This is a genomic window from Terribacillus saccharophilus, from assembly GCF_046592595.1.
GTDB lineage: Bacteria > Bacillota > Bacilli > Bacillales > Amphibacillaceae > Terribacillus > Terribacillus saccharophilus_C.
In genome coordinates, this window is the sequence record NZ_JAWVPF010000013.1 from 24,893 (window position 1) to 44,687 (window position 19,795).

The window sequence follows — 19,795 nt, forward strand, 5'->3', positions numbered from 1 at the left end:
GTTCTTTCCGATTAAGCCGAATAGATCCAGTACTCCCAATGTCTCACCTCCTCACTAAAAATCTATTGCATCTAAATAGAATTCTGCTTCTTCATCTGGCAAGGCATCAGCTTGCCAAAGCGCATGAATGAAAGCTTGAAACCCGTCTGTTTTTCTACTGAATTCGTCTTTCTTCAAGTATTCCTTGTTGCCGTCCGGTTTAATTTTTACGTAGACATTGTTTGTGTACCAGCGCATTAACGGGTTATCCCCAAATATGATTTTTTTGTTGGCGAATATCGTCTCAACCCTAGGAGCCAGCAGGGAGTGTATCGCTCTAGGATTTCGAATGTATAGGATTTCAAAACCTTCTGCTTCCAAAGCTGATTTGACCAAATCCAATCTGAAAGTATCAGCCACTATCCGAGTCAATCCGTATATCTCCCTCATTTCAACAAACCAAGCTACGATGTGATTGATATCAATCGAAGGTTCGTCAACGACAGTGAGGAGACCCATATCCTCCCACTTTCTTATGGGGGCTTTGAGCTTAACCTTGTCCAGAAACCCCTTACGCACAAAGGAGTGTGTTTTCCAAATATAAGATCCCTTATTTTTGAATAGCAGTCCCACGGCAGCAAAGTCTTTAATACTGGCAAAGTCTAGTCCCCCTATACATTCCCTGTGCTTAAGCTCAGGTATTGGTTGATTTGTAGCTTCGATCTCTTCCCAGCTGGCGACAGATTTCGTTAAGTCTACTTCCGGGAGATTCATTCGCTTAGTCATGAACTCCTCGCGGTTAGACGGGTCATTATCTAAATCCTTGTATTCTTCACACACAATATAAAAAAGCCCTTCAGCATAATCGCTTCGGGGCTCGCAAAACATTGGATTCGCTTTTTCCCATGTGCGTGGGTCTTTTACTTCTTCAGGATCGTCGAGCTTACAGATAAACGGAAAGAGTGAGTCGTTTAGTTCACTGCCTTCCAGGATATTCTTTGCACGATCTTTCATCTTATCAAGGAAACCTTCACGAACGTAACCATCTGTTCCAATGAAAAACTCCCTTGGGTTCTTTACTTTACCAAGACCACTGGAGAATACTCGGACAACTTCGTTAGTTTCGTACTGATGTATCTCATCGTAGATAACACAACCGTCTCGCAAACCATCTTTTGTTCCAGCATTTGATGTGCGATATTTTACAATGGCTTTTGTATCTACGCTTTTAATTTCAACCTTTGTGCAATAGAAGGCATCTTGCAAATCCTCTTCGCTTTCAATCGTGTCGTACATCTCGATAAATGATGTCTTTGCTTGTTCTTCTGAGTTCGCCACAATCGACACATTATACTTCGGAATACCATGTAGTTCACTAATCAAGAAGTTTGTTAGCGCCGTAATCAAACCATTCTTTCCTCCGCCGCGCCCCATCATAAGCAGGTACTTACGGAAGAAGTTACGGCCGTTAGCTTTGTAAAATAAAAAAACAAAAGCAGCAAAGAATCTCTGAAAGGATTCCAGAGGAAAGTACCACTTTTCAGTGAACTTAATAAAGTTCTCAATCATTTCATCGTCAAAATATATATCGTCTCGGGTCAGTACATGTTTCTCCAGGAAATCGATTAGCTGGATGCGCTCTTTATTCAGCTTAATCTTACCTGATTTGTAGAGCTGGATATATTCCGTGACGTGCTTGTTCTTAATCATATTAACGATTTACGAGATGAGCGCTTATTCTTCTTGCCATTGCCGTCGTCAGCCGCTGCCGCTTTCAACCCTAGGGAATCCAGTATCTTTAACATGCGGTCATTTGTTTTATGCAGGTCATTGATGGAGGGGTTCGACTTAGGCCCATGCATCCCTGAAACCTGAATACCGGTTTCCTCGATTTCTTCCACAAGATCACACTTCAAATCCCAAAGGGAAAGATAGTCCTGTACTAAATCCGCGTAATGATTACCGACAATCTGTTTCTCCTGCAGCTGTTCAGTTAAATCCTTCTCAATCCGTTTACGCAATGTCGAGCGCAAAATCTTCGCCAAATTGAACCCCTCCCTTCATTTCCAGTTGATTCCAATTCTATACTTACGCGCGAAAAGGCTGTAAATCTCGGAAATCGACCCCCTGCCCCGGTTCCCATGGCATAAAAAAACGCCCAAATCTTTAGGCGGGGGGTGTTATTTGTATTCTTTTCTCCATTTTCTTTTGCACTTAAATTCTCTTATTGCTCTAAAGCCTTGAATTATCCATACCAATACTGTGGCAACTATTGGTGCAAGTATAAAAGAAATAATCCCTAAGCAAATCATATAAATAACACAGATGATTAAGATGCCAAGAATAATTTCACCATCGCTCATCATTCCACTCCTTCTTATCCTTCTTAGTCCCAATGTTATTGAACGTCCTCTTATGTTCCTTGTTGTGGCAATCGATGCATAGTGTCTCAAGGTTATCCAACTCTAAAGCAAGCTTAGGATGATGATAGATCTCCTTGATGTGGTGAACGTTCTGTCCCTTGCTGAACTTACCCTTGCGCTTGCACTCCTGGCATTCATAGTTGTCACGTTCTAATGCAACAAGCCTTAGCTTGCGCCATGGTCCTGACTTATAGAACTTCTGCTTCTGCTGCTTTGTCTTGTACTCTGCCACAACAATCACCTTCTTAAATTAAAAAGGGCATGCCCACTCAATCAGCAGCATGCCCTCTTACACTAGATATTGCTTTGTATTTTTAGAATCGACACAATGTCTTGGTCCTACATTTATTTCACGCTATCATAGTAACACGGTTCTTTTGCTAAAGATAGGACACGTTTGTGACATGGCTATCCGTTAATGCAACTTGATGCTATCTACTCCAAACATCAGTCCTGACAAGGTTTGTACGGCTTTCTCTACATCGCGGTACACAGTTCGCTTATCAACCATATGCCGAAGTGACACAGCTTCTGCTGTCATTAGTTCGTCGCCAATATATAAATCATAGATTACCTTGTATGCTCTGGCATCTTCGGCACGCAATGATTGCTCACTCATCACCTTGTACACTGCCAACATCTTACGGATAAAGCTGACCATTGCGAATGTCCGTTCTTTACTTCGCTTGATAGACTCCACGAGATACTCGGACTGCTCACTATTCTGCATCTGCTCCAGGAAGTTGTCTGCTTCCTCAAGTTCTTTAATATCGATATCGACGTCCTCGCAGTGTTTGACAAAAGAACGGTACCGTTTCAACAACAGCTTGGTGTTACGCAATCTCAAGTTTTGTTTATCTGTCTCACGTTTTTCTTTCTCTTGATCCATAAACTCTAAGGCCTTCTGAACTGCGACAGCAGCTGATACCTTCACAATCTCCTCGATCTGCTTCTCGTTTAAGTATGTCATTGCTTCTTCCCCCTTTTAGGAATTGGAATCATCCTGCGCTTTCTCTATCCTTGCTTTCAATGCTGACATTAGCTGCTCTTGTGTATTCGCCTTGTCATTTAGTGCTACTGCCACATCCTCATCCAGCCCACCTGATACGGCAAGATGGTGAATGATTACCTTTTCTGTCTGTCCCTGTCTATGCAGTCGCTTGTTAGCCTGTTGGTATAGCTCAAGGTTCCAGTTAAGCCCGAACCAGATAACATGGTTTCCTCCTTGCTGAAGGTTCAATCCGTATGCTGCAGAAGCCGGATGTGCTAGAAGAATATCAATCTCGCGATTGTTCCAGTCGTCCTGATCCTGCGGTGTCTTCAGTTCTCTTACTCGAAGACCTGACTTCTCCAAGGCCTTCTGTATCCGAAACTTGTCATGCTGGAAGTTGTAGAAGACAAGTGCCGGCTTCCTGTTCAATGCCTCGATCAATTCCATGAATGCCTCAAGCTTGGCATTGTGTATCTGGACAATGTTGCGGTCCTCGTCGTAGACAGCCCCGTTACACAGCTGCAGTAGCTTGTTACTCAGTACGGCTGCGGATCCAGCATCGATAGTTGATTCATCTACTTCCAGAAGCATCTCCTTCTCCAACTTCTCATAGGCTGCTTGTCCTTTGCTGTCCAAGATAACAGGTACCGTGTTGTACGTGATATCCGGCAGCTCCAGATAATCCTTTGCATTCATACTGACGCATATATCACCGATAAGTCTTTGGATGGCTTCCTCTCCCCCGTCCTTTGGTGCGTAGGAGAAGATGCGGTCACGACTTCGTTGGTCTGGCTCGAAGTACCTTTCACGGAAACCGGTGATGTGTTTGCCAAGCCTTTGCCCCCCGTCTAGCAAGTAGACCTGCGCCCACAAATCCAATAGGCCGTTAGGTGCTGGTGTCCCAGTTAATCCGACGATACGTTTGATGTGCGGCCGTACATTGCTTAACGCCTTGAATCGTTTTGCCTTATGATTCTTAAAACTACTGAACTCGTCCACTATCACCATGTCAAATGGCCAACTATTCCGGTAGTACTCCACCAGCCAAGGAATGTTCTCCCGGTTGATGATGTAGATGTCTGCTGGCGTATTCAATGCTCTTATTCTCTTAACTTGAGAACCTAATACGGTTGAAATCCGAAGCAGCTTCAGGTGATCCCACTTATCACGCTCATTCGCCCAAGTACCTTCTGCCACTTTCTTTGGTGCGATTACCAATACCTTGTTGATGGCGAATCGGTTATACTTCAAGTCGTTCACTGCTGTGAGTGTGATGACAGTCTTACCAAGTCCCATGTCCAACAGCAATCCAAGTGCTGGTGAAGTAAGCACACGGTTGATACAATACCTCTGGTAGCTGTGTGGCTTAAACCGCATCCGAACCAGCTACTTCCTGAATAAATTCATTCACGCCTTCTTTGCTGTCCACTACCCTTACATCGCAACCGAAGTTGGAGATATCTCGCATCTGCTTCAGCTGCAGAGGCCTTGGCTTTTTACCTGGTGCTTTCAGCTCTATAAAGTAAACTCTGTTACCGGGAAATAGTACAATCCGATCTGGCACTCCATCATTGCCGGGAGATTCAAACTTGTATGCCTTCCCGCCAGCTTTCTTGACCTGTACCCGTAAATAACTTTCAATGTCTTTCTCTCTCACCTGTATCATCCCTTCGGTACTGGTCACCTTCTTCTCGTACACACGTATAGATATAAAAACAGGCGGATTAGGCGTTATACGTATATGCCTAAACTCTATATATTACCTATTTTTATATTCTTATATATTTAAAGTGAACAAGGTGAACAAATAGTAATAAATGCTATAATACTGCGGTTTTTCCTGTTCACTTTCTCTGTTCACTTTCTACTTTTTCAAAGTGAACAAGGTGAACACTTCCAAAATATAGTAAGTGAACAAAATCGGAGAAAGTGAACAAGAAGGTGAACAACTCACTGCTGCTTTACATATCCACCTTTTACACGTCCGTAAGGACCGTATCTACTGATGCTTTTATGCTTCGACCATCCTTCAATGTTCTCCAGGATATCGTTAATCTCCATCGTGTCCGATCTCCTCATAAAACGAATTTCACCACCGAAACACTCTACAAATATTTCAGCTGCACATACTCGATCACGAGGCTCTGTCTCCACCTCAGTCTTACCGAATTCATTAGACCAGTACAGCTTTCGTGCATGCACATCTTTCTTCTGCCAGTCCTTCGGTACGTCCCTCTCCACAAAATCACGGACAAGGCTTTCCCGCGGATTATGTTCGGCATGGCTTTCCTGTTGACGCTTGGCTTCCTGTTCCAGCTCACCACTTAGAATCAGGGACTCGCCCAGTCGCCAGTACATAACGGCCTCTGCCCACAACTGGTCCACTTCAGCATCCAGGTGAGAGAAAACATCCTTACTGTTGGACTGCACACCACAATCGACTGGCCAGAACCGGCGCCCACCGGTTGGATCGCGAAGATAGTCGCCTCTATTAGAAGTACCAAAGAACACGTTACGACGCGGATGCTTCTCGGCTTTACGGGCATAAGCAGCCCTGTATTGATCCTCTGTCCTGGTGAGGAATCCCTTGATCGTATTCAAGTCTGATTTATTGTAGGCACTCATTTCCCCTACCTCTACTATCCAAACACCCTGCAGCAGCTCGGCAGCTTCCTTGCCTTCAAACGACTCTACACTATTGGAGAACCAACTTTTACCCATCTTCTGAATAAGCGTCGTCTTCCCTAAACCCTGCGCACCAGTCAATACTGGCATCGTGTCATATTTACACCCAGGGACATTCGCCCTTGCAACGGCAGCCGTGAATGACTTTCTTGTCACTGCCCGTGTATAAGGTGTATCAGCTGCGCCAAGGTAATCGATAAACAATGTATCGAGCCGACGAATACCGTCCCATTTCAAACTGTTCAAATAGTCCACGACTGGATTGAATCGATTCTTTGCGGCACTAAGTACAAGTGCATCATTGATGATGTCTTTCACACGAAAGCCGATGATTTTCTCCAAGTAGGAACGTAAGCCTGCATCGTCCTGATCGGTCCACCTGAAAGAGCCTGCTTCATCATCGCGCGGAGCCCATGGAAAAGGAGCTTCCCCTACAACTGATTCTGCGAAGGTGTCCATCCGGATACGCCCCTTCAAATTGGGGTCACCTTCTAAAGCAATCAACGTGTTCTCAATTGTCTTCAGAGGCTGCCCTGTCGTCCCACTTATCTTCAGCTGTTGGATCCAATTCATATCGTTCTTTTCAGCCGGAGTATTGTTGCTGCTGTTTCCGTCCAAGCCAAAGTCCTGGATAGCCTGCTCATATCTATCTTGGTTCATGATGGCGGCCACACCTGCATCATTTAATGCAAAGGATGCCATCGACGTATAGGACGGCAGCTTATTTACCGGCGTGTCTGCTTTTGCATCATCATCCAGCTCTCCGTACTTATGGAGTCTGACAAGGTCAAAAGCGTTTACCAATCTACCACTGCATGGATCTGTAGCATGATGGGAGTATAGGAACAGCCCGTCATCATAAAGCACTGCCCCACCCATTGTTGAGCCACCAACGTACGTATATCGATCGCTGCCATCTTCAGCAGGCGTATACACTCCGGGTAAGAAGGTATCGATGGCGGACGGAATATCATATTGCCGGCAGAACGCTCCAACTACCCCGTTCTTCTGCGTCGGGTCGCCTTGTTTGGCAGCAAGTTTTACATGTGACTGACTTGCACCCGGTACCTCCGGCCACTCCTGAATATCTCGCCAGTTGTTGTATGTTCCAAGCAAGCCATCCACATCGATGAAGGGTTTGTCTGCATGCTCGAATACATACTGGCTGTCTTTACTGCAGCTCGGCCAGTACATTAACCGGGACGCTTCAAATGTCGTTGGATCCGCAAGGCTCATTCCAATCAACGAAGCAAGCTTACGAGCAAGCGGCTCATACTCATCAGCTGATGCGGTTCTACTTAAAGGGGCAAGCACACGTAATCGCGGCTTACCCTCCTCATGTTTCCTTGTACTGTAGACAGCATAAGCGCAGCTAAGCCCATCAAGGCGACGAAGCACATCAGCGGTACCGCCAGCAGGAATATTGTCCAAATCCAATGTGATAAGATCACGGCCAGTTACATTGGAAGCCTTGCGTCGATTTCCCTCAAGAGTACCGGCAACAAAACCACCGACATCCTTCAACTCATCCTGGTCACGCTTGGACATCTTGATGTATTCCTGAAATGTCTCCGTACCTCGGCGCGCTACCCGGAGGCGGTCAACCATCTCGGACCAGTAAAGAGTCTCGGCTGGCCAATGTGTCGCTTTCCGGCTGTTACCGGTTGATATGGTGATCTGTCTGTTGTTTTGCATGACGTGTTACCTCCTGGCTATTGCAATTGTGCGCTGCAGTCTGCCTCCAGTTTGATTAGTGCCAGCTGACGAAGAGGCACGACCTCTTTTTCGTACATGGTTCTATACCGTTCGCTTTCCTCAAATGCCCGCTGCAAAGTTTCTTGTGCAGCCTCCAGCTGATCTTTCAGACTCTCAATCTCATCGTCAGCTTGTGCAAGTTGCTCCGCATCAGCAGACAATTCCTTTATCGTGGATTCTTTTAGTCTAATCGTTTGTTCCAGACCAAGTTTCATATCTCTGTACTGATCGTCCCACTCTTGTTTGGCTATCTTAAAGCTGTTTTGATATTCCAAATCAATATCAGCTACCTTGTTCTCAGCAGCACGCAATTTATCACTTTGAGCCTCATAATCTGCTTTCAAGCTGTGGTACATTTCGGAGAGCTCTTGATTACCTTTCTGCAATAATTCGTAATCGTTATTCTGGCGACGTTGCTTGTCCTTTAACTCTTTATGATCCTGCTCAAGCTTCTCGTAATCTTCTTTCTGCTTCGCGAGCTTGTCCTTGATCTTGGAGAAAGTCTCTGTGTTCTTATCTACCGGCACCGACTTAGCTGTTGCTGGAGCAAAAGTTGGTTTCGGCTGCTCCGGCTCCGGAATATCTTTAGAACGAAGAACCTTCTCTTTTTGAAATTCCGGAATTGTTACTCCTTCCAACGCTTTATCAATTTTTACCCGGTGGTTGTACACCCAGCTCTTTAGTTGCTTAGACTGTAGATTGAATTTCTTTGCAATTTCATCGACGCTATACCCCTCTTTACGAAACGTGACATACTCCTTGATTGTTATGCTCAACGCCATTCTCTTCTCCCCCATTCTGGAATCTCGTATATTGATTTTGGATTTCTTTAACAAGGAACGATACACGGGAATGATTTACTCCGAGCGCCCTCGCAATTTCGGCCTTAGTGTCTTCAGCCATTAACCGACGCACGATGAATTGTCGCTGTTTAGTTAGAGTTTGGATAAACTCTTCGACGTAAAGAGAAGACATGTCTTCATCTCTGTAGATAATTCCGTACAAAGAGGTGTTAGCATCTTCACCTTTATCTACTTCCAGATCTAAAGAATAAATACTCTTCTCATTTGATAATGCTTTTTCTGCGATATATAGCGTCACACCGTAATGCTGCGATACTTCTTCAATCGAAAGGTGCAGCTTGTCCTCTTTCTTAAGCTTTGTGAATAGATTCATTGCAGGAATGCCAAGCTTTATGGCATTTTCTTTCTCAGACATGAACCGTTGCAGATATCCTTGCACGTAAGGGAAAGCATAAGTCGAAAAGCGTAGCTTTTTCGATGTATCGAATCTGCGATAGGCATTGATCAGTCCGATTGCTCCTACATTAAACAAGTCCTCTGGTTCCAGGAATTTGCCCTTCTTAGCAGTCGGGAACTTCCTCACGATCTTCCAGATAAGACTTTCAAATTGCATAATGCACTCTTCCTCAGTCAACTCCTGCCAGTCAATTAGCTTTGTATCAGACATAGGCTATCTCCCTCGGATTGTTGTAGGAATGATATTGCTTGCCGATCTTCGCCAACAGACGGGACACATGCATTTGACTGCAGCCAATCTCTGCAGCGATTTCATGTTGGCTCATGTCCCGATGTCGCAGTTCCAAGATGGTACGTGAACGGTCATCCAATGTACCGATGAATTCATTTACGAAGAGACTTGAGTTGTCATCTTCTACGCCAAACATGTCATAGTAAGATGCCGTTGCCTCATCATCAAAAGGTAGCTCTGCGTCCATAGATCGAACCCTTTCCATGAATGCTATTGCTCCCGAAGCAACTTTGTACGGGACAGCATATCTTTCAGCAATCACAGAAGCAGGAAGATCGTTATCTCCTCGCCTATTTAATTTCCATACAAGCTCATTAATTTGGCGACCAAACGTGATGGACTTGTCATTGTCTCGCAAGAAGTGGTAAATGGAACCCCTAGCCATTACTTCGCAGTAGCTTTTAAACTTTGAGCCGTAGTCCGGATCAAACAATCTGTAAGCCTTCATAACTCCTATAGCGCCAACATTGTATAGATCATCAGGTTCAATGATTCTGCCCTTTTTAAATTTCAATTTACTAACAATAACCCTGACGAGGTAGCTGTATTTTTCCAGGCATTCTGCTTCCGTCATCAGAACGCCATCAATGATTTTCCTTTCCATGAGATATCCCCTTCCACCGCTGCCACCAATTGACAAATCGGTTCAAATATGGTATAATATTCAAATATCGAATCTCTTGGCAGGCTAGTCCTGGTGTATTGACTATCGCCGCCATCGTAATCGGAATTGCAAAAATAATAGCTGAGGGAGTGATGCCTATGATGAATAAACTAAAGAGCGTATTTACTATTACAAAGGTCATCAGCATCTTAGACACTCTAGTCCAGGTCATCAACAACTGCTTTTCCGTTATGGGCGAGTCTGCCAAGGGATTTCGATTAATTGATAGAGAGATGGGTATCTGCCCACTCTCTTTTTTTATTGCTTAATTAACCGCCAGCCCTGACGAAGCCGGCTGTTTAATTCACCTTTCTGCAAAGGCTCGTACACGTACACTCGATTGCCATCTTCCGTCCTGAACAGCAGCATCCACTTCCGACCGCGCTTTCGGTTTTTCATGGGCTTCCTCCTAAAAATTTGCTTGAATAACAAACGTACGTTCGTGTTATACTATGCAAGAAAGGAGCTGCCACATGACATCCGAATACTTGAAGCCCGTTCTCGAATACATTGGCATGGATCTCGCACATAAGAATTTCCTCAATGACATAAAGCTCTATGAGCAATCAGATTCAAAAGCAAAGCGCATATACATAACCAAAGCTGAAGCCGTAATAGAGGTACTGAAGCATGATCAGGAGCAGCTGCGCCGGAAGTATCGACTATATGTAAAGCTCTCGTCTAAAGGTGATGATTACCGTATTTACTCCTGGCGAGCTCAAGGTGATCAAGGCAGCCTACGTCTTAACGGCCAGCAGCTATTTAAACTAACTGCTAAGATTAGTCACTTGTACTGGGTAGAGAAGGACATAAAGTTTGAGCTCAAGCCTTTTTACTGACATCCTCATCTCTCCACTTGTAAACGGCCATGTAACCGAACGTACCGCGGTAGTAGGTGTGGTGAATCTTCTTTTTGATCTCGCAGCCAAGTGACTCATAATGCCTACACCGTTTCAAAAGCTTTCGCTTGTCCTCTTCGAAAAGAATCAGCGGCGGACGACGCCAAGGTGTTTTATTATTAGCCATTAGCTTGCTCCCGTTTGACGCTCGATCTCTTCCTGCAGAAGCGGCTCAGGTCTTACGAAGTGCGGTGGCTTTAATACCTTTCCATCACTTTCTCTAAATCTCGGCTTTCCATCTTGCCAGAGTTTGGACATATTAGCTTCATGGACAATCTCAAATAACCTTTCTGGCTTAACCCCTAACTCAACAAGTGTCCCAATTGCTAGATAGATAAGGTCAATCATTGCATCTGCTTGATCAACTTCAGTTTTTGCCGACAAGAATTCCTGAAGTTCTTCTCCCATGTAGTTGTATCGCGCACATCTTCTGGGTGCATCCATTACTGTTGGTTTTTCCGCCACCGGCTGCTCCATTGCCTTTTGAAACTGCTTCACCATTTCAAACTGCTTGTTCATTCCTCAACCTCCCCTTGGTCCAGCTGCTCAAGCTTTCGAATATTTGCTTCCTGTACATCTATGAAAATCAATCCCGCTGCCACTGCCCCAATGATGATCCCGATTGTAGCTCCTACACTTGGCATGTTTCACGCTCCTTCACCGCATTCGGAATACCAATAAACCCTTTATAATGGTGCTGCATGTCGTATAATTCGAAGCACCCTCTGGTGCCTTTCTGACTGTATAAGATGACCAATTTGTTATGGTGCAGCTTCATTTCAACTTGGAAATTCTTAAGCTTTTTCGTTAGCTGCTGATACTTAAGGAAATTGATTACTATGCCGTTCTCAAGCCTTGCAGGGATTGTCTTTGAGATCATATAAACGTCAGGACTTATAAGATCGTCTTCATTTTTCCTGCGGTTATCCATTTCATATTTCAAAAGGTTTTTGCTATACTCGCCCAGTTGTAACATGTGCAGCACCTCAATCTTTTTGGTAGTACTCAGCCAAGAAGCCGTCAGCGTTCAGGTTAAGTCCTGGCGCCCAATCAATTGGAGTGCTCATGATCTCGGCTATCTTGTCCAAATCTGCATTCTCTTTCGGTATATCAAGGACAGCTTCATCGTGGATGTGCATTACTGTTTGATAGCCTGCTTGATCCAGTCGTTTCAATGTGACCGCCAAGCAATCCCGTGCAACAGCCTGCACCACGTTCTCCACCAATTTGCCGCCGTAAGTGTTCATCTTCTCCCACTTCTTCGTAGTCTGGTTCAGTCCCCAATAATGGATTGCTTCTTTACCAAAGTCATTGGCAGCAAGGAAAGGTTTTGCATAAAAGAGTTTTCGCCCGCTTGGAAGTTGAATAGTCAAGAAGTCGAGTCCATTTTGGATGTCACTTTCTCTGGAGAAGATAAGCCCCTTCACGCCCACCGGCTGACCAGTTCTCATAACTGATAGAGCTGCATTCTCAAGTGCATACCAGAAGTCAACGATGCGCTTGTTCGTAGCTCGCCAACGTCTTACGATATCTGGTAGCTCCTTCTCTTCCAGTCCCATGTCCAGTGCTCCCATGGAGATTAATGCCCCTGAGCCCCCTTGGTATCCAAGGGCAAGTTCTGCGACCTTACCTTTTTGCCGTAGCTCATATTCCGGATTGCCTTTCCGGATAAGCTCAATTGGTATCCCAAACATCTGTGATGCTGATGCCTCATAGATCTTGCCATGTGTCCGAAACACTTCAAGCCGCCACTGTTCACCAGCAAGCCACGCAATTACTCGAGCCTCGATTGCAGAAAAATCAGATATTGCAAGAACGTTTCCGGCACTTGGTACGAATGCCGTCCTCACAAGCTGAGACAGCGTGTCCGGTACATTACCGTATATAAGTTTGATAGCTTCATATTTCATATCTTTTACAAGCTGCCGCGCCATACCTAAAGTAGATAAATAGTTACGTGGCAGGTTTTGCACTTGAACCAATCGCCCTGCCCACCGCCCTGTACGGTTGGCACCGTAGAACTGAAGCAGTCCACGTACTCGTCCATCTGCGCATACAGCAGCATCCATGGCTTGGTACTTCTTAACGCTTGTCTTAGAGAGTTCCAATCTGATCTCCAGCACCCGTTTTACATGTCCTGTTAGGTCTGGCAGCAGTTTCTCGACTGTTGCCTTCTGAAGGTTCTCAACTTCCACTCCTTGTTCTCCTAACCATTTTGTTAACTGTGGAGCACTGTTTGGATTAGCCAGCTGGGTGATTTCCTTCGACTCTGCTGAAAGGGAATCAGTTGAAACGTCACTCGTATATAAAGCTCCTTCTATAAGCTGCTGGTCCACTTCAACACCTGTGGCATTTATCCGTTGATCGAGCACCCACATTTCTTGTTCCTGTTGTGGCACCGGGAAATTGATTAGCCTACGTTCAATCTCCTTCTCCACTTCAACATCCTGCCGGCAATAATCAACGAACAGTTCCCATTTCTCCGGCTCATGGTGCGGTAATGTCCGGGTACGCTGGCCGTTCTTATTGGTTGGCTTTGTTGGCGTACAGAATAGCTTAATCAGCGCGTTACCTGTTGAAAGCTTTCGCTTGTCACTTGGCAGCCCCATTGCTTTGGCTGTTGGTCCAAGTCCTGCAGTGTAGCCGCAATACAAGCCGTGGAACATTGTGCAGTGCCATTGATCGAGCCATGCATCTGGCTCAATTCCGAAGTGTTTGCTCAGGCAATACCACTCAAATGCCGCATTGTAGGCATGCTTTTTAACGCTACCGTGCCGTAACGCATTCTGTACTTCCCAAGGAATTTCTCCACCCTGTACCAGGTCTATAACTTGTGTCGGTTCTCCGTTGACGGAGTATGCAAAGAGTAATACTTCAAAATCGGGAGACTGCACATATTTGTACAGTCCCGACTTCTTAATGTCTACAGATGAATAAGTCTCTATATCAATATTGAGTGAATGGATCATATGCCATATACGCCACCATTAAGCGGTTGACCAGTGATTGGGTCAAACTGTTGCTGTGGTGGTGCTTGGTACTGCTGCTGCGGCGCTTGGTATCCTTGTTGAGCTGGCGGTTGCTGGTAGCCTTGCTGAACAGGTGGCTGTTGTTGGTATTGCGGTGGTGCTTGATTGAATTGTTGCTGTGGAGCTTGTCCTGCTCCCCCACCTAGACCAAAGTCATCCGCTGCAGCTGGAGCAGATCCACTAAGTGGCTCACCGTCCCGAGTTTTTTGCACGTTAGTGCTGATATATACGCCGACGCCTTTTTTACCGGCATAGGAATAAGGATTAAAGTTGAGAGCGATACGGCCGTACATTCCGGAGTACACTTCTGAGTGATCAATAATTGGGTTACCTGCCACATCTACAATCTTCGGCGGGTAGTCAAGACCTGTAGAAGCTGTGAACACCCAGTGTCCCTTGCACTCATCTCCAAATGGCATGCCGTCAGAAGGTTTTACTCCGTCACCATCGTGGATTGGTACCGCAACTGTTGGAGGGATTACACCATTCCATTTTTCTGCTTTACCACGTTGCTTAGCTGCTTCGATGGCTGCATCAATACGCTGCTTTGTTTCAATGTCAGTCTTTGGAAGAAGGATTGTTACACCATATTTTGCATCCCCACCAAATTGGCTTTCACGTGGCTTCAGCAAGCTTACAAAACTGAAACGTACTTCCCCAGTTACGATACGAGTTGATGGTTGTTGGTTTGTCATATTATCAGTTCTCCTTTGAGTTGTTTTCTTAGGTTTCTTTGGTTTCTTTGGTTTTAGCTGCTGGGCAGGCAATTCTTTAATACGACGATATTCAAAGCGCCATTTATATGCGTCCTTACCAATCTTCTGAAAGAGTTTCCTTTGAGCTTTGTCTCTGGTAGGTTCAAAGATACCGAAGACGTATTTTTTGGATACGTTGCTGTACACGCCCCACTGTTTAACCGGTGCCAAAGTCATCACTCGCATCAGGCGCATTGGTTACCGCTTTCCGTTTATCACTGATTGGTGCAAGTGTCGGTTTACCGGTCGTCTTCTGGACGTGTCCCGGTTCTTCCAACAAAGTCCGAAACTCTTTCTTGCCTAGTTGCTTCTCAATCTTTGGAACAGTTAAAGGTACACGATCAAAGAGCAATGATTCATCAATGTCATTTGCCTTCAAATGTTCAAAGGCAGCATCTTGATTTACAAAGTTCCGGCTGCCGCGTCCTTCTACTGCTTTCCAGCCAGCAACCTCGTTGCCTTTCAAGCTCTCGGACAATGCGTGATCCTTTAATGCCTTCACCCATGAATCAAGGTGCTGGGCTTTCTCCAATATCTTACCGACCTCTTCGTTACTGATAAGAGGGGGTTTCATCAGACCGAAATCCTCAAGAGCAGTAAACTCATCGGCTCTTGCCCTGCATGTAGCTTTCACCTTGCAGAACTTGCAGTGTTCTCCTGGAACAAACTCTCCTTCTCCCTTGAAGGCCTTCTCAGCTGTTGGTTTAATCTCTTCGCCCCAAGCAAGCAGGTCTTCCACAGGAAGCGAGAATTCAGAGATACTATCCAAGCGAGGCTGGATAATGGCGAGATGCACTTCCTTGATCGGGTAGAGGAAGCCGTATTCGGTTACAGCACCCAGCGCGTAAAGCTTCATTTGCTCATTCTCTTCAGCGCTGACCGGCAGCCCTTTGCCATACTTGAAATCAGTAACGTACAGCTTGTCCCCGCCAATGATTAAGCAGTCGACCGTTCCAAATCCTTCTGGTGCATATGAGCTATAGTTAATGCGCTTTTCAATGGCTACATATGGATTGGAATCGAAGCTCATTGTGATTTTCTTGATGTAGTCCAAATAGGTGTCAGTGTGCTTCAGCATTTCCTTCTGATAAAGCTCCTGATCGTTATACGTTGTCTTCTTCAGCTTGTTCAACTGCTTGGTGTATTCACCTTTACTCATTGGCTCCATATACTTCCGGAGCTTCAGCTCGGCTATCTCATGTGCGAGCGTTCCTTCTTCTGAGTAGAACGACAACTTGTCTTCGAATTGCTCCCCTAGCCTGGCGCTGGGAGTGCAAGCAAGCCATCGTTTTGCTGAACTTGCAGATAGAAGGGCATGTGCACGATCACCGTGCGAAATATCGTTCGTCATGCAATCCCTCCTATTAGATGTTTGCTCCTGCTTCACGAAGCTTAGTTGCAAATGCCCCATACTGATCTTCAGGAAGCATAGTCAACGCTTGTACCTGGAACTCGCCCAAGATTCTGTGGACCTCATTAATTTTGCCTGCGTCCATTAGCTGCGTAGCTGCTACGCCCAACTGCTGCATTGTGTATTTAGCTTCAGAAGTAGGAACTGCCCCTTGCTGAACCGGCGGCTGCTGTTGCACAGGTGGTGCTTGTTGTTGCTGGATGGGCGGTTGCTCCTGTTGAACTGGAGGCGGTGTCTGCTGCACAGGTGGTGCAGTCGGTACAGCTGAATGAGCCTGCTGTTGAATCGGCGGTTGTTGCTGTGTCACTTCCTGCTGCACAGGCGGTGCTTGTTGAGTTTGTTGCTGATTAACAAACTGTTCTGCACCTGCTGCAATTGCTTGCATGGCTTGTCCAGTGTGAAGGCCTTCAGATTTTCCTAAAGCATTAGCAAGATTATTGATAGCAGCTGAAAGTTCAGGTGCATTTACGGTTAATTGGATATTCAAAATGATTCCTCCTAAAATGGTAGCTTGTCAGATACCAAGATTTGTATTACAATGGCGGTAATAATTTTTAAATTCAGCACTGATCTATGCTTGGCGGCGGATCAGTGTTTTTTATTTGCCCGGCGAATCTTCCTTGCGAACTTTCCTCTACGCCTGTCCACGTTGCGACCGTAAGTTATTAAACCTTGAGAATCATAAACCTCACGTTTCTTTTTCAAACTTTTCACCTCCCTTCAGTAGCTGTTTACCAAGCCATAACCCAGAAGCACTACGACCAACACCACCATTGAGTAATGCAGCGCATCATGCTTGTCCAGCTTCAATGAACTAGCCTCAGCTTCTGATCGGCCTCAACTGCTTGTAAACTATGAATCTGTTTTTGTATTTGGAGCACAATATGAAAGTTCTTATCAGCAGCCATGTGATGGATTAATGCTCTTGACGTGTCACCTGTTGCCATGGCGTCAGTTGCTCTAGATGAATTCATAAGATACCGGGAAGCGACTTCGACTAACTGCGCTTTTAACTCCTCAACTCTGCTCATGCCCTCGCCCCTTTCTCACGGATCCACTGCTGCAAAAACTCCCGAGCTTCTTTAGCTGGGAAGAACCACTTGGACCCGATCTTGGTTTTGATAAATCTCGGATCATGGAAAAACTGTTCTTGTATGAATTTCCAACTCATGCAGGTTCTTCGGCATAACTCTTTTGAATCCCAGTAAACAAGCTCACCATCAAATTCTTTGATGACTTCTGCAACCTTCTCTCTGTATATCTGGAAGGCTTTTTCTTCGTCGATCTGCACGTTGATTAATGTATTCATTGGCTCCCTCCTTTCAGTGAGCAACTTTCTTACTTTCTTCCTCAGTGAACAGATACTCGACAGTGTGGCCAGGAAAAACTTCACGCTTAATGGTGAACATCTCTGACCGGTTGAACTCCGTCTTGCCTGACATCTTGCTGCTGAATGTTTTGGCGCTCACACCGATCAATTGGGCCATAGTAATCCCGTCGATATCCGACCGCGCCATTTCAGCTCGAAGGTTTGGAAACATTATCATCACCTCCCCAAAACTACCATGCGTGGTAGGAATGACTAAACTATATACCGTGCATGGTAGAACTGTCAACACAAAAGACAGAAAAAATTACCACAAAGGGTAATTATATTATTCACAAGCGTAAATAATTACTGTATAATGAAACCAAACTTACCTTGTAACGTAGAAATTTACATATTAGAAACTAAAAAATAAATGTTGTAATCGGAGGAAAAGGAAAAATGTTGTTTACTGAGAAATTAGATATGCTTATGGACGAACGAGGAATTAACAGGAGTCAGTTATCTAAAGCATCAGGAGTACCTTATACTACAATCGTTAACTTCTATGAAAAGGGTTCAGACAATATAAAGCTTTCCACACTAAGACGACTTGCAGAATACTTTGATGTAAGTTTGGATTATCTTGTTGATGATGATGTAGAGGATAGAAAAAGCCCCAATCAAGAAATGATGGCTTTGCCTATCGTTGGTTCTATTTCGTGCGGGAACGGTAACATTGTTTTTGAAGAAGTCGAAGGTTATGAAGCAACGCCAAAAGAATGGTTGAACGGCGGAGAGTATTTCTATCTAAGAGCTAAAGGTGATAGTATGACTGGTGCTCGAATAAATGACGGGGATTTATTGTTGATTCGTAAGCAGAATGAAGTTGAAGATGGTGAGATAGCAGCAGTCGTTATTAACGACGAAGCAGTTTTAAAAAGAGTCTATAAACAAGACGGTGCTTTAGTTCTGCAATCAGAAAACAGTAACTACCCACCTATAGTCGTTACGGACGGTAGTGTTAATATCGCTGGAAAACTTAAGAAGATTGTCATTAACTTTTAAGCCTTAATGTTATCTATTGAAACTTGAAAGGAGGTGAGAAAACATGGCGTCGTTTAGGAAACGCGGAAGTAAATGGGAGTTCCGCATTGTTTACAAAGACAAGCGTACTGGTAAAAGACGTGAGAAGACTAGCGGAGGATTCAGCACGAAGACTGAAGCACGGAAAGCTGCTACTCAAATGCAGTCTGATCTCGATTATCACGGGTTCATTGAAAACGGGAATGAGATTGTAAGTAGATACTTTGAGGATTGGCTTGAAGTTTATAAAAAGCCATATGTAAAACCTATAACCTACTCTCTCCAAGAGAGAAATGTTAGGCTCAATATTTTACCTCGTTGGGGTAATTATCAGCTAAAGGAATTAAACCGTACGGAATATCAGAAGTGGATCAATGAGCTTCCGGGTAAGTATTCTGAGGGCACAATAAGAAGAATTCACAGCATAATGAATTCTGCTATCAATGATGCTGTACACGAATTCCAAGTATTGAAATCAAATCCTATCCAAAGGATTAAGATACCGAAGCAAGTCGATAAGGAGGAAAAACTCCAATACTTCACCAGACAGCAAATGTCTGTCTTTTTGGATGGGCTGAAAAAGCCACAGAAGAATGCGAAGTATCAACATAGTCGACAGTACTTGTATCTGTTTACCTTAATGTCCAGGACAGGTCTTCGTATAGGTGAAGCTCTTGCACTTACTTGGGATGACTTTGATGAAATTAGAAAGACAATTAACGTAGACAAAACTTTGGTGTACCCAATCAATTCCGAACCTTATCTTTCTACTCCTAAAAGTAAGAAGAGTGTTCGTAAAGTTAAGCTCGATGACTTCACTGTGAAGGCATTAAAAATGCACAGAATCAATCAAAAAGAAACTGTGCTTAAGTATGAAAGATATAGGCCATCAAAGGATGGTGTTATATTCCACCAGCACGAAGGTCGCTGGCTGCGTACAAACATAGTACGTGATTTCTTTAAGGTCCATTGTAAACGGATGGATCTACCCGTATTGTCTCCCCATGCGCTTCGACATTCTCATGCAGTCCACCTGCTTGAAGCTGGCGCAAATATAAAATACGTGTCCGAGCGACTTGGTCACGCAAGCGTGAAAGTCACAGCAGACACGTATCTACATGTAACAGAGAAGATTGAGGACGATGCTCTCAATCAGTACTCCAATTATATTGAAGGGTAGTTCTGCACTTGTTGGGCAATTGGTGGGCAACCGCTACAACAAGTGCGGGAAAACCTTGATATATAAGGCTTATCCAATACT

At 44.7% G+C, this 19,795-nt stretch carries 26 protein-coding genes; 3 read left to right on the forward strand and 23 right to left on the reverse strand.

From position 1 onward, the window contains the following. Nucleotides 1–54: 54 nt before the first annotated feature. The 12 genes from SFC25_RS17600 to SFC25_RS17655 all read right to left on the reverse strand — a co-directional run bounded on the left by SFC25_RS17600 (nt 55) and on the right by SFC25_RS17655 (nt 10,447). Nucleotides 55–1,689, reverse strand: coding sequence for a terminase TerL endonuclease subunit (locus SFC25_RS17600; RefSeq protein WP_411216509.1), 1,635 nt, complete (start codon nt 1,687–1,689; stop codon nt 55–57). Next, on the reverse strand, nt 1,686–2,024 hold the full coding sequence (locus SFC25_RS17605) for a P27 family phage terminase small subunit (RefSeq protein ID WP_411216510.1): 339 nt from the start codon (nt 2,022–2,024) through the stop codon (nt 1,686–1,688). Before SFC25_RS17605 ends, SFC25_RS17600 begins: the two co-directional genes overlap by 4 nt. Nucleotides 2,025–2,159: 135 nt before the next feature. Next, on the reverse strand, nt 2,160–2,345 hold the full coding sequence (locus SFC25_RS17610; protein ID WP_411216511.1) for a hypothetical protein: 186 nt from the start codon (nt 2,343–2,345) through the stop codon (nt 2,160–2,162). Then, nucleotides 2,329–2,634, reverse strand: coding sequence for an HNH endonuclease (locus SFC25_RS17615; RefSeq protein ID WP_411216512.1), 306 nt, complete (start codon nt 2,632–2,634; stop codon nt 2,329–2,331). The genes SFC25_RS17610 and SFC25_RS17615 overlap by 17 nt, the downstream gene beginning before the upstream one ends. 183 nt (nt 2,635–2,817) lie before the next feature. Then, nucleotides 2,818–3,372, reverse strand: coding sequence for a hypothetical protein (locus SFC25_RS17620; RefSeq protein WP_411216513.1), 555 nt, complete (start codon nt 3,370–3,372; stop codon nt 2,818–2,820). Nucleotides 3,373–3,387: 15 nt separating this feature from the next. Continuing rightward, nucleotides 3,388–4,770 (reverse strand): SNF2-related protein, encoded by a 1,383-nt coding sequence (locus tag SFC25_RS17625; protein ID WP_411216514.1) that lies wholly within the window; start codon nt 4,768–4,770, stop codon nt 3,388–3,390. Next, on the reverse strand, nt 4,760–5,050 hold the full coding sequence (locus SFC25_RS17630; protein WP_411216515.1) for a VRR-NUC domain-containing protein: 291 nt from the start codon (nt 5,048–5,050) through the stop codon (nt 4,760–4,762). Before SFC25_RS17630 ends, SFC25_RS17625 begins: the two co-directional genes overlap by 11 nt. A gap of 293 nt (nt 5,051–5,343) precedes the next feature. After that, nucleotides 5,344–7,773: a virulence-associated E family protein gene (locus SFC25_RS17635; protein WP_411216516.1), complete on the reverse strand. Its 2,430-nt coding sequence runs from the start codon at nt 7,771–7,773 to the stop codon at nt 5,344–5,346. A 17-nt stretch (nt 7,774–7,790) separates the two neighbouring features. Continuing rightward, nucleotides 7,791–8,615, reverse strand: a complete 825-nt coding sequence (locus SFC25_RS17640; protein WP_411216517.1) for an HlyD family secretion protein — start codon at nt 8,613–8,615, stop codon at nt 7,791–7,793. Next, nucleotides 8,572–9,303: a sigma-70 family RNA polymerase sigma factor gene (locus SFC25_RS17645; protein ID WP_411216518.1), complete on the reverse strand. Its 732-nt coding sequence runs from the start codon at nt 9,301–9,303 to the stop codon at nt 8,572–8,574. The genes SFC25_RS17640 and SFC25_RS17645 overlap by 44 nt, the downstream gene beginning before the upstream one ends. Beyond that, nucleotides 9,296–9,988 (reverse strand): sigma-70 family RNA polymerase sigma factor, encoded by a 693-nt coding sequence (locus SFC25_RS17650; RefSeq protein ID WP_411216519.1) that lies wholly within the window; start codon nt 9,986–9,988, stop codon nt 9,296–9,298. The genes SFC25_RS17645 and SFC25_RS17650 overlap by 8 nt, the downstream gene beginning before the upstream one ends. 318 nt (nt 9,989–10,306) lie before the next feature. Then, nucleotides 10,307–10,447: a hypothetical protein gene (locus SFC25_RS17655; protein WP_411216520.1), complete on the reverse strand. Its 141-nt coding sequence runs from the start codon at nt 10,445–10,447 to the stop codon at nt 10,307–10,309. A gap of 74 nt (nt 10,448–10,521) precedes the next feature. Here SFC25_RS17655 and SFC25_RS17660 point away from each other — a divergent pair, with 74 nt between their 5' ends. Further along, complete coding sequence (locus tag SFC25_RS17660; protein WP_411216521.1) at nt 10,522–10,887, forward strand: YhjD family protein; 366 nt, start codon at nt 10,522–10,524, stop codon at nt 10,885–10,887. Here the strand turns inward: SFC25_RS17660 and SFC25_RS17665 are convergent. The 11 genes from SFC25_RS17665 to SFC25_RS17715 form a co-directional block, all read right to left on the reverse strand. Then, nucleotides 10,871–11,074, reverse strand: coding sequence for a hypothetical protein (locus SFC25_RS17665; RefSeq protein ID WP_411216522.1), 204 nt, complete (start codon nt 11,072–11,074; stop codon nt 10,871–10,873). The genes SFC25_RS17660 and SFC25_RS17665 overlap by 17 nt on opposite strands. Beyond that, entirely contained in the window at nt 11,074–11,466 is a 393-nt protein-coding gene (locus SFC25_RS17670) for a pyrophosphohydrolase domain-containing protein (RefSeq protein ID WP_411216523.1), read from the reverse strand. Before SFC25_RS17670 ends, SFC25_RS17665 begins: the two co-directional genes overlap by 1 nt. After that, entirely contained in the window at nt 11,463–11,591 is a 129-nt protein-coding gene (locus tag SFC25_RS17675) for a hypothetical protein (protein WP_411216524.1), read from the reverse strand. The genes SFC25_RS17670 and SFC25_RS17675 overlap by 4 nt, the downstream gene beginning before the upstream one ends. After that, nucleotides 11,579–11,923 carry a hypothetical protein gene (locus SFC25_RS17680; protein ID WP_411216525.1) on the reverse strand — a complete coding sequence of 115 codons (345 nt, stop codon included), beginning with the start codon at nt 11,921–11,923 and terminating at the stop codon, nt 11,579–11,581. The genes SFC25_RS17675 and SFC25_RS17680 overlap by 13 nt, the downstream gene beginning before the upstream one ends. 10 nt (nt 11,924–11,933) lie before the next feature. Further along, nucleotides 11,934–13,913: a DNA polymerase gene (locus SFC25_RS17685; protein ID WP_411216536.1), complete on the reverse strand. Its 1,980-nt coding sequence runs from the start codon at nt 13,911–13,913 to the stop codon at nt 11,934–11,936. After that, nucleotides 13,913–14,671 (reverse strand): DUF2815 family protein, encoded by a 759-nt coding sequence (locus SFC25_RS17690; RefSeq protein WP_411216526.1) that lies wholly within the window; start codon nt 14,669–14,671, stop codon nt 13,913–13,915. The genes SFC25_RS17685 and SFC25_RS17690 overlap by 1 nt, the downstream gene beginning before the upstream one ends. Before the next feature lie 217 nt (nt 14,672–14,888). Beyond that, nucleotides 14,889–16,082, reverse strand: a complete 1,194-nt coding sequence (locus SFC25_RS17695; protein WP_411216527.1) for a DUF2800 domain-containing protein — start codon at nt 16,080–16,082, stop codon at nt 14,889–14,891. 13 nt (nt 16,083–16,095) lie between these two features. Further along, entirely contained in the window at nt 16,096–16,629 is a 534-nt protein-coding gene (locus SFC25_RS17700; RefSeq protein ID WP_411216528.1) for a hypothetical protein, read from the reverse strand. A gap of 319 nt (nt 16,630–16,948) precedes the next feature. Next, nucleotides 16,949–17,173, reverse strand: coding sequence for a hypothetical protein (locus tag SFC25_RS17705; RefSeq protein WP_411216529.1), 225 nt, complete (start codon nt 17,171–17,173; stop codon nt 16,949–16,951). Next, entirely contained in the window at nt 17,170–17,451 is a 282-nt protein-coding gene (locus SFC25_RS17710; RefSeq protein ID WP_411216530.1) for a group-specific protein, read from the reverse strand. The genes SFC25_RS17705 and SFC25_RS17710 overlap by 4 nt, the downstream gene beginning before the upstream one ends. 13 nt (nt 17,452–17,464) lie before the next feature. Next, nucleotides 17,465–17,683 (reverse strand): hypothetical protein, encoded by a 219-nt coding sequence (locus SFC25_RS17715; RefSeq protein WP_411216531.1) that lies wholly within the window; start codon nt 17,681–17,683, stop codon nt 17,465–17,467. A 227-nt stretch (nt 17,684–17,910) separates the two neighbouring features. On the opposite strand from SFC25_RS17715, the gene SFC25_RS17720 reads away from it, so the two are divergent. Together SFC25_RS17720 and SFC25_RS17725 are read left to right on the forward strand one after the other, a co-directional pair. Further along, nucleotides 17,911–18,516, forward strand: a complete 606-nt coding sequence (locus SFC25_RS17720; RefSeq protein WP_411216532.1) for a LexA family protein — start codon at nt 17,911–17,913, stop codon at nt 18,514–18,516. Between the two features lie 43 nt (nt 18,517–18,559). Then, nucleotides 18,560–19,714, forward strand: a complete 1,155-nt coding sequence (locus tag SFC25_RS17725) for a site-specific integrase (protein ID WP_411216533.1) — start codon at nt 18,560–18,562, stop codon at nt 19,712–19,714. Nucleotides 19,715–19,795 lie beyond the last annotated feature (81 nt).